Raw genomic sequence first — 9,095 nt, 5'->3', positions numbered from 1 at the left:
CGCGCCGGGGGCAGAGGCAATCAGTCGCGGGACCGGCGCGCAAGCCAAAACCGGACGGCCGGCCTCAGCCTTCGTCCGGTGCCGTCGCAACGATCGACAGGGCGTGAACAGGGCCCGCCAGCTCTTCGGCCAGCACATGGTAGATCATGCGCTGACGGGCCACGCGGCCCTTGCCCGCAAAGGCCTTGGCCTCGATCACGAGGTTGAAATGGCTCTCGCCGCGACCGGTGTGGCCGGCATGGCCCTGGTGGCGGTCGCTCTCGTCCTTCAGGTCGAGCCTGGAGGGCGAAAAAGCCGCCTCGAGCTTGCCTCGAATGGTGTCTGATACGCTGCTCATGTCGCTCTCTTGCATGTCAATCCTTGAACACAAATAGCTGCGGCTTACTCTAGGCGTCATGAGCCGTGAGTTCGAATACCGACCCAAGTTTTTTGACATCCGTGTCCGCCCCCCCAAGGAGGGTGAGAGCGCGCAGCCTGACGTCCTGGGCCTAAAGCCGGGGGAGAAGCGCTGCGACCATCCCGACTGCCGCCTGGCCGGATCCGCCAGGGCTCCGAAGGCGCGCAACATGCCCAACGAGCACTACTGGTTCTGCCAGAAGCACGCGGCCGAATATAACAAGAACTGGAACTTCTTCGCCGGCATGAACGAGGCCCAGATCCGCGCCGAGCAGGAGACCGAGAAGGTCACCGGCGGCCGGCCCACCTGGAGCTTCAAGGCCGACAGCCGTTCTCGCGAAGCCGCCGCCATGGCCGCACGCGACGCCCGCCACATCGCCGACCCGTTCGGCCTGTTCCGGGCCCAGCAGCGCAAGGCCGAGGCCGAGCGTGCCGCGGCCGACCGTCATCTGGGCAAGCTGGAACGCACCGCCCTGGCCGATCTCGACCTCGACGGCGGAGCCGACGCGGCAACGATTCGCGCCAAGTACAAGGAACTGCTCAAGCGCTGCCACCCGGACGTCAACGGCGGGGACCGCAGTGCCGAGCACAAGCTGCAGCGGGTGATCAAGGCCTACAAGACGCTGCAGAAGGCCGGACTGACCACCTAGGGACAGGGGCCCTTGCGGCGACCGCCGCCTGCCGCCATTCTCCTCGCGCGCTCGGCGGGACGGGCGCGAGGGACAGCCAGATCATGACCGACCCCGATTCGGGGCCCAGCCTCGCGACCGCGCCGACCCCGGTGACGCCGACGCCCTTTGGCAAGCCCTGGAGCATCTGGTTCTGGGGCAACCTGATGTCGGCCGCCGGTGTGGCCCTGGCCGTGGCCCCCTATCATACGGCCCAGCTCTTCCACGCGCCGCTCGAGGCCGCCGCCGAGCCCTGGGCGCGGATGCTCGGCCTGATGCTGATCGCCTATTCCCTCGCCTATCATGTGGCCGGCTGGACAGGTCAGAGGACCTATATGCGCGCCTCCGTGGCCCTGCGTTGCGCCTCGCCCATTGTCATCGGGGCCCTGGTCCTGACCGGAAACCTGCCGCGGCACTGGATCATCCTGGGGATCGTCGATCTGGCCGGCGCGGCCTGGACCTCGGCCGAACTGGCCTGGCGTCCGAAGGTCAAGCCGGTCGCCTGAGACTCCGCCAGCGGGTCAGGACGAAAGCCGCCAGCCAGCAGACCATGGCCCAGGCTGCGCCCACGCTCCAGCCGGCCAGAACATCACTGGCCCAGTGTACGCCCAGATAGATTCGGCTGATCCCGACCAGAAGCGACAGGGCGATCGCCGTGCCCAGGGCCAGGGCCTTCAGTCTCCGGTCTTGAGCGAAGCGGGCGGTCATGGCCCCGAACGTCAGGAAGACCACCGCTGACAAGAGGGCGTGGCCGGACGGAAAGCTGGCATTGATCGTCTCGAGGGCCCGATAGTCCAGGCCGGGCCGCTCCCGACCGAAGGCGGCCTTCAGGCCCTGACTGAGCGCCAGACCCCCGCCCGCGCAGATCAGGAGCAGCAGGGCCTGTCCCCAGCGCCGGAGCACCGCCAGAATCGCGCAGGCCAGCAGGATCAGCAGGGCCAGAACCGTCAACGAGCCCAGGGCGGTGATGTCCATCGCCGCGCCAGCCAGCCAGTGAGGCCCGATCAGGTCATGTGACCTGCCGGGCTGACGCAGGGCCATGAGGATGGCCCGGTCCAGGGCTTCGGTCTCACCCTCGGACACGGCGTCGGCGATCGCCAGAAAGGCCAGCAAGCCCAGGGTGGCGACCAGCACGGCGAGGCTCGCCCCCAGGTCGCGCCGGGCCGTCCTGACCAGCACGGCAAAGCCGCGCCGGGCCGAAGCATTCAAGGACAGGATCATCACGCCAGAACGCGCCCCGGCGCGCGAAGCTCCCGCCGGAGCGCTCTGCGGGAACATGATCGAACATGAACAGGAACTGACCATGGCCGTTCATGTCGGGGCCACATGCCCCTCCCTAGGGTGAGGACATCGAAAAGGAGACCGCCATGAAGCGCCTTGCCCTCACCGCTCTCGCCCTGTCGCTCTTGGCCGGGACCGCCGCAACCGCAGCGCCGCAACGTTATGATGACCGCGACAACGGTCGTTACGAGCAAAGCCGGTACGATGACCGTCGCGACGACCGCTATGCCCATGACCGCCGGGATGACCGTCGCGACGATCGCCGCGATCGCCGGGATGACCGCCGCGACTATCGTGATAGCCGCCGCGACTACCGCGCCGACTACCGGCACGACCGCCGCGACTATCGTGAGTATCGCCGCTGGGCCTATGGCCAGCGCCTGGACGCCCGCTATCGCGACAGCCGCTACTATGTCGCCGACTATCACCGCCACGGCCTGCGCACCCCGCCGCGCGGCTATCGCTGGCAGCGTGTGGACGACCAGTATGTGATGGCCGCCATCGCCACCGGTCTGATCGCCGCAGTGATCATTGCCAACAACTAGGTCTGGCAGTCTTGCGCGTCGCCCCGGATGGCTCCGCCGTCCGGGGCGTTGACCCTGCCGCGTCTTTTTTGAAGATCATGGGGCCTCTGCTCTTCCCCTCCCCCACGTCAAGGCGTTAAGCGGGTAGACATGCCCGAGTTCGCCGAAACCAGCTCCGCCGTCGATCCCCTGATCACCCTGGTCCCCGACAAGTGGGTGACGCTCCGCGACGCGTTCGGCGTCGACAGCGACATGAAGGTTCCTGCCTTCAGCCATCGCGACAGCCATGTGCCGGACATCGATCCGGCCTATCGATTCGACCCGCAAACGACCAAGGCCCTCTGTGCCGGTTTTGCCCATGACCGCCGGGTCATGGTCCAGGGCTATCACGGCACCGGCAAGTCGACCCATATCGAGCAGATCGCCGCGCGCCTGAACTGGCCGCTGGTCCGCGTGAACCTCGACAGCCACATCAGCCGCATCGACCTGGTCGGCAAGGACGCCATCGTCCTGAAGGACGGCAAGCAGATCACCGAATTCCGCGAGGGCATCCTGCCCTGGTCGCTGCAGCGCCCGATCGCCCTGGTGTTCGACGAGTATGACGCCGGTCGCCCGGACGTGATGTTCGTGATCCAGCGCGTGCTCGAGGCCGGCGGCAAGCTGACCCTGCTGGACCAGAACCGCGTCATTCGCGCCAATCCCTATTTCCGGCTGTTCTCGACGACCAACACCATCGGTCTGGGCGACACCACGGGCCTCTATCACGGCACCCAGCAGATCAATCAGGGCCAGATGGACCGCTGGAGCATCGTCACGACGCTCAACTATCTGGAACACGACGTCGAGGCCGCCATCGTTCTGGCCAAGAACCCGTCCTTTGACAGCGTCGAGGGCAAGCGCACGATCTCGGCCATGGTCCGCGTCGCCGACATGACCCGCAACGCCTTCATGAACGGCGACATCTCCACCGTCATGAGCCCGCGGACCGTGATCACCTGGGCCCAGAATGCCGAGATCTTCGATCGCGACATCGCCCTGTCGTTCCGCCTGACCTTCCTGAACAAGTGCGATGAACTGGAACGCCCGACCGTGGCCGAGTTCTTCCAGCGCGCGTTCGGGGTGGATCTTCCGGAAAGCGCGGCGCGGGTGAAGGTGGCCTAGGGGCCGCCTCTCACCGCGACTTCCAGACGCCCGTCTCGCAAGAGGCGGGCGTTTTGCTTGGGAGGTGCGGGTCAGAGCGTCCGACCAGGGCCTGAAGCGGAACTGAGCCCACCGGCCTCATCCCATCCTTCAAGGCTTACCCTGCAAGCGGACCCAGCGAAGGTCTGACTAGGGTGAGGAGCGGCCCTCGAAACCCCTCTCTCATAGAGAGAGGGAGGGGCCCGCCGCGTAGCGGTGGGAGGGTGAGAGGTTACAAACTATCCGACTGAAACGCGGCCAAGATGGTGTCCGCCGTTCCGCAGTCTTGGCCGTAGCGAAAGCGTGGGCTGGGGTGTCAGGTCGCTCAACGACAGGAAGCGAGATTTCTCCGGCCGGCGGTGAAACCTCTCACCCTCCCACCGCCTGCGGCGCCGGGCCCCTCCCTCTCTCTATGAGAGAGGGGTTCCGTGCTTCCGCTTTCCACCCCTCAACGGGCCGTCAGAACGTCTGCTTGGGGTTGGCGCGTCGAAGTCCGCTTATGGCGCTACACTGCAATATTGGTCCTGACGCCGCTGATGGTGCCATTGATGGCGGCGGTCAACGACAGCGAGCTGAGCCAAGCCATCCCGATCCCGCAGAAGATCAGGGCCGCCCTGGACGCCGACCGGGGTGAGACTTTAGCGACTAGCCGTTCGCGACCGCGGCCTTGAGCTCTTCGATACGCCGTCCATCGGCCGGATGGGTCGACAGAACTTCAGGGGGCCGATCCTGGCTGCGCGCAGACCGCGCCATACGCTCCCAGAAGGTCACCGCTGCAGCGGGGTCCATGCCGGCCTTGCGCATCAGGTCGACACCGACGCGGTCGGCCTCCAGTTCGTGATGTCGGGCGTAGGGCAGGATCACGCCGAACTGGGTACCCAGGCCCAGCGCCATGCCCACCTCGTCGGCGAACTCGGCGTTGTCGCCGCTCGATACAACCAGCTGGGCCAGGGTGACCCCGGCCTGAGCCGCCAACTGATGGCTGACCCGCTCCGCAGGGTGGCGCGCCAGGACATGCCCGATCTCATGGCCCAGAACGGAGCCAATCTCATCATCGCTGCGCGCCAGGTCCAGCAGCCCCTTGAAAAATCCCACCCGTCCATTGGGCAGCACGAAGGCATTGAGCTCCGGCGACTCCAGCACCGTGAAGGACCATTTCAGGTCGGGCCGGTTTGCAGCCCGCGCCAGCGGCCGACCGATCCGGGCCAACCGCGCCTGAACGTCGGGGTCGCGGACGGCCGGCGTCTGCGCGACGCTCTGGGCCCAGGACGCATCGGCCATCTCCGCAAGCTGGCTGTCGGACACCACCACCAGCTGTCGCCGGCCCGTGGCGGCGTTCTCGCTGCACCCCGCCAGGCTGACCGCCGTCAGGCCGGCCAGAAGACCGCGTCGGGACAGCCGCGCATCACAGACGCCGCACATCGGCCGGCCCCAGAGGATGAACTGCGACAGGTCCGCGTGCGTGGCAGATCGCCGATGCGCTGAGGTTCTCGGCCTTCTTCATGCCCACCCGAAAGCTGTCAAAGCGATAGGCCGCCCCGCACCTGGAGGGTGACAGTTTCGGTGCTGTCAGGCAAACGGCAAGATGTCTCCAGGGGGTGCTGACGTCTGTGGACGGCCCCTGCGCTGCAAGCGTGAAGTTGGGTTGACGTTGAGATCTGTCGAAGACGCAGCCAGTCCCCCGGCCTCACGGACCATCAGCGCCTACGCGCGCTCAGCGAGGTAAAGACCGGTTGAAGGTCTGACTTGGGTCAGGAACGGAATTTGGCCCGCCGCCCGAAACTGGACCTTCGCCGATCACCCCGGAAACGGATCAAGCGAATATCTGACAAGGGTGGGGAGCGGCCTTTCCGCAAAGCGACAATATGTGCTTGCCAGTCCGGCTCAACGGAGGCCGGCTTTGCACGGGAGGCCCAGGGACGCGGCGACCGCCTTAGACGCGGGTGCCGACGGCCAAAAGGAATTCTACCTCGAAGCGCGCCTTGTCAGCGCTTCCGCGGTTCCAGCGCTCGTTCAAGGCCACAATTGCCTCGTCCAGCTCACCTTCGCGACCAAGCTTTTTCGCGTTGGCGCGGGCAACGATCGTCGGCCCATAGGAGGCCGACATATGGGCTGCGTAGTCGGCGGGCTTTTCGAAAGCCGTGATTTCGAGAGTCTCACGATCCAGCGTTCGCCAATTCACCCGCTCGCCGAATAGCGCACGAATGTGGTTCTCACTGCCCCACAGCGGGGGCGGCTGGGCTCCCGGCGGGGGCGGCGGTGCAAACGGCCTCATCGTCGCGAACAGATCGCCGACCATGCCTTCAGGTGTCCAGTTCAGCATCCCAATGGTCCCGCCCGGGCGGCACACCCGGACCAGTTCATCGGCCACTTTCTCATGGTGCGGAGCGAACATCGCACCAATTGATGACATGACGACATCGAAGGACCCGTCTTCGAAGGGCAGGTTCTCGGCGTCAGCCTCTGCCCATTCCAGCTGCACGCCCTCGCGCTTCGCGCGTTCGCGGCCGGCGTCGAACAGCTCGGGAGTGAGGTCGCTCGCGGTCACGTGCGCGCCAGTGGCGGCAGCAGGGATCGAAGCGTTGCCCGTGCCCGCAGCGACGTCGAGGATTTTCATGCCGGCTCGAATCTCGCAGGCTCGAACCAGGCGGGGGCCGAGCGGCAGCAGGAACGTCTCGACCATTTGAGGATAGTCGCCCGAAGCCCACATCTGGCGGTGGCGCATTTTGAGATCCGAATCGAACATCTCAGACACGGCTGACCCTCCCTCGGACCCTGCAGAAAAGACACTTTCAACGAAGATGCGCAGCCCTGCCACCAGGGCCGGCCCGTAGCCGGACCTGCTGCCGGGCGGCTGGCTAGGGCTGCTTGTCCTTGCGTCGGCTGAACAGGCCCAGACCACCGAACAGGATGCCGAGAACGATCCATACCACCCAGCGATCACCTTGAACGAGCTTCAAGACGCCCAGAGCGAGGAAAATCGCCCCAAGGATCGGAAAGCCTTTCCACTGAAGTTGACCCATCGGCTCTCGGCCCCGCCTGCGTTTCAGGGACGGTATGGTGGAGCTTTGACGCTGCCAAGGTCAATTCTCCGCCGATGGGATGGGGGCGTAAACGAGGGGGCGAGGGGGTCGACTGTCCGCAACGGATCGGAAGAAGACCAAGGCCCGCGCCCCGAAACCTGACATAGCGAACGCCCGAGAGGGGTGTGCGTTGGGCGCTGCCTACAGCTTCACGCCAAACCTCGGTCCCACCGCCATCATCGCCGCGTAGAGGCCGATCGTCAGCAGACATCCCGCCGCCAGGGCCGGCCAGAAGCCGAGGCCGCGGCGTAGCAGGGCCGGGATGACCAGGAACATCGGCAGGGACGGCAGGACGTACCAGAAGGTGGCCTCGACGTGGCTGGCCATGCGGACGACGTCGCGGGTGTCGCGCCACAGCCAGATCATGCCGAGGATCGAGATCAGCGGCAGGGACGCCACCAGGGCCCCGAAGCCCGGCGACTTGCGGGCAATCTCCGAAATGGCGGCGATGATCACGCCCGACAGGGCGGCCTTGAGGATGAGGTACAACATCCCGCTGTTGTCCGCGCTCCAGTCCCCCGCGACAAGTCGTGGCGGCCGGAACCTTGGCGACTGGCGGCTCGTTGATCCTCCTGCAGCCTCAGGAGCCCGACCTTGACCGACATCACCTACACCATCGTGGAGCACGACGGCGGCTGGGCCTACAAGCTGGGCGAGGTGTTTTCGGAGACCTATCCCAGCCACGCCGCCGCCCTGTCCGCCGCGCAACGCGCCGCCGCCGAGCAGGAGGTCTCCGGCGAGACCACCGGCATCACCTATGAAGACACCCAGGGCCAGTGGCACGAAGAGGTCGCGGCGGGCGACGACCGGCCCACCACCCACGTCGTCGACAGACCCTAAAGGCGTTCGGCGACTGGCCCCCGTCTTGCTCCCGAACTGTCCGACGAGCCATTTCGAGACAGGGTCCACGCCGATGTTCGCCAAGAAGAAAGAAACCCCCGCTCCCGTCGCCCTGGCGACCATGGAACCGCCGCGCGCGCCGGTGGCGACGACCCAGGCGGCTGCTCCCGTGGCCCGGCCGAAGCCGGCCTCGATGATCGCCCAAGGCGTCACCATCAAGGGCGACGTGATCGGCGACGGCGAACTGCACCTGGACTGCGTCGTCCAGGGCGACATCCGGGTCGGCAAGCTGATCCTGGGCCCCAACAGCCGGGTCGAGGGCAGCGTCACCGCCCAGGTCATCGAGGTTCACGGCACCGTCCAGGGCAGCGTCACCGCCCAGGCCGTGCGTCTTTATGGAACGTCCCATGTCGAAGGCGACATCACCCATGAGCAGCTGGCCATGGAAACCGGCGCCGAGTTCCAGGGCCGCAGCCTGAAGTTCCAGCGTCCGGCCCCCGTCGCCGCCGTCGCCCCGAGCCACGTGCCGCCGATGCCGCAAGGCGCGCCAGCCTACGCCAGCTAAGCCTAAACTTTTCGGGGGCTAGCCCCCGGACCGGCACCGGCAAGGACCCCGCCATCGGGGTCCTTCCACCGGGTGTTTGGGGCAGCGGCGAAAGAACCCCGCGGCTCTCCCGCCGGTGGTGGGGGGACGGGACGGCGGAAGCGCCCTGACCGGCACGGCTTGCGCCACCCCCAGTCATTGCGTGCAAATGCAAATACGAGCCATCCCGCCGGCCGGATGCGCCGAAATGCCGCGGCGTATCCGTGGCCGGTCAGCCGACGGCATTGGCCATCTTGCGCAGGCGTCGGGCCAGGTCTTCCGGCCGGTCGGCGACCTGGTCGAACAGGGCCTGGACCTCGGCCTCATGAAAGCCGGCGGCCCGCAGGGTGCGCCAGGCCCCCGCCATCACCGCCTGGGCGATCTCGAGACGATCCTCGCCCGACAGGGCCGCGCCCTGCCCCCCTCCAAACGCCGGCGCCAGGGCCGAGCCGGGGGCAACGGACAGGATTGAGGCGGTCGACATCGGCAAACTCCCTGAAGTGGCCGCACCCATTGTTCTCTTTTTGTTCTGGATGGCAAG

At 66.6% G+C, this 9,095-nt stretch carries 13 protein-coding genes; 6 read left to right on the top strand and 7 right to left on the bottom strand.

Going from position 1 to position 9,095, the window contains the following annotated elements; genetic code table 11:
• Nucleotides 1-64 precede the first annotated feature (64 nt).
• The gene (locus ACW17U_RS02775) at nucleotides 65-337 is read right to left on the bottom strand and encodes a BolA family protein (protein WP_492054759.1); all 273 of its coding nucleotides are present in this window, start codon (nucleotides 335-337) and stop codon (nucleotides 65-67) included.
• Between the two features lie 58 nt (nucleotides 338-395).
• On the opposite strand from ACW17U_RS02775, the gene ACW17U_RS02770 reads away from it, so the two are divergent.
• A complete protein-coding gene (locus ACW17U_RS02770) occupies nucleotides 396-1,046 on the top strand; it encodes a J domain-containing protein (protein WP_062148487.1) in 651 nt (216 codons plus the stop codon).
• A gap of 83 nt (nucleotides 1,047-1,129) precedes the next feature.
• Nucleotides 1,130-1,570 carry a hypothetical protein gene (locus ACW17U_RS02765; protein WP_492054758.1) on the top strand — a complete coding sequence of 147 codons (441 nt, stop codon included), beginning with the start codon at nucleotides 1,130-1,132 and terminating at the stop codon, nucleotides 1,568-1,570.
• On the opposite strand, the gene ACW17U_RS02760 is transcribed toward ACW17U_RS02765, so the two are convergent.
• Nucleotides 1,554-2,285: a phosphatase PAP2 family protein gene (locus ACW17U_RS02760; protein ID WP_492054757.1), complete on the bottom strand. Its 732-nt coding sequence runs from the start codon at nucleotides 2,283-2,285 to the stop codon at nucleotides 1,554-1,556. The genes ACW17U_RS02765 and ACW17U_RS02760 overlap by 17 nt on opposite strands.
• 146 nt (nucleotides 2,286-2,431) lie before the next feature.
• Between ACW17U_RS02760 and ACW17U_RS02755 the strand changes: the two genes are divergently transcribed.
• A complete protein-coding gene (locus ACW17U_RS02755) occupies nucleotides 2,432-2,890 on the top strand; it encodes an RcnB family protein (RefSeq protein WP_492054756.1) in 459 nt (152 codons plus the stop codon).
• Nucleotides 2,891-3,019: 129 nt separating this feature from the next.
• On the top strand, nucleotides 3,020-4,030 hold the full coding sequence (gene cobS, locus ACW17U_RS02750; RefSeq protein WP_062148498.1) for a cobaltochelatase subunit CobS: 1,011 nt from the start codon (nucleotides 3,020-3,022) through the stop codon (nucleotides 4,028-4,030).
• A gap of 663 nt (nucleotides 4,031-4,693) precedes the next feature.
• On the opposite strand, the gene ACW17U_RS02745 is transcribed toward cobS, so the two are convergent.
• The 4 genes from ACW17U_RS02745 to ACW17U_RS02730 form a co-directional block, all read right to left on the bottom strand.
• The gene (locus ACW17U_RS02745; protein ID WP_492054755.1) at nucleotides 4,694-5,470 is read right to left on the bottom strand and encodes a M48 family metallopeptidase; all 777 of its coding nucleotides are present in this window, start codon (nucleotides 5,468-5,470) and stop codon (nucleotides 4,694-4,696) included.
• 511 nt (nucleotides 5,471-5,981) lie between these two features.
• Nucleotides 5,982-6,794: a class I SAM-dependent methyltransferase gene (locus ACW17U_RS02740; RefSeq protein ID WP_492055780.1), complete on the bottom strand. Its 813-nt coding sequence runs from the start codon at nucleotides 6,792-6,794 to the stop codon at nucleotides 5,982-5,984.
• Between the two features lie 112 nt (nucleotides 6,795-6,906).
• The gene (locus tag ACW17U_RS02735) at nucleotides 6,907-7,071 is read right to left on the bottom strand and encodes a hypothetical protein (RefSeq protein WP_492054754.1); all 165 of its coding nucleotides are present in this window, start codon (nucleotides 7,069-7,071) and stop codon (nucleotides 6,907-6,909) included.
• A 201-nt stretch (nucleotides 7,072-7,272) separates the two neighbouring features.
• A complete protein-coding gene (locus tag ACW17U_RS02730; RefSeq protein ID WP_492054753.1) occupies nucleotides 7,273-7,623 on the bottom strand; it encodes a DUF3147 family protein in 351 nt (116 codons plus the stop codon).
• 102 nt (nucleotides 7,624-7,725) lie between these two features.
• On the opposite strand from ACW17U_RS02730, the gene ACW17U_RS02725 reads away from it, so the two are divergent.
• Together ACW17U_RS02725 and ACW17U_RS02720 are read left to right on the top strand one after the other, a co-directional pair.
• Nucleotides 7,726-7,971, top strand: a complete 246-nt coding sequence (locus tag ACW17U_RS02725; protein ID WP_062148501.1) for a DUF2188 domain-containing protein — start codon at nucleotides 7,726-7,728, stop codon at nucleotides 7,969-7,971.
• Between the two features lie 73 nt (nucleotides 7,972-8,044).
• Nucleotides 8,045-8,536, top strand: coding sequence for a bactofilin family protein (locus ACW17U_RS02720; RefSeq protein ID WP_492054751.1), 492 nt, complete (start codon nucleotides 8,045-8,047; stop codon nucleotides 8,534-8,536).
• 250 nt (nucleotides 8,537-8,786) lie between these two features.
• On the opposite strand, the gene ACW17U_RS02715 is transcribed toward ACW17U_RS02720, so the two are convergent.
• Nucleotides 8,787-9,038 carry a hypothetical protein gene (locus tag ACW17U_RS02715; protein ID WP_492054750.1) on the bottom strand — a complete coding sequence of 84 codons (252 nt, stop codon included), beginning with the start codon at nucleotides 9,036-9,038 and terminating at the stop codon, nucleotides 8,787-8,789.
• Between the last annotated feature and the right edge of the window lie 57 nt (nucleotides 9,039-9,095).

The sequence above is a fragment of the Caulobacter sp. AVps16 genome, from assembly GCF_058681455.1.
This window is presented reverse-complemented; position numbering and strand designations above follow the sequence as displayed.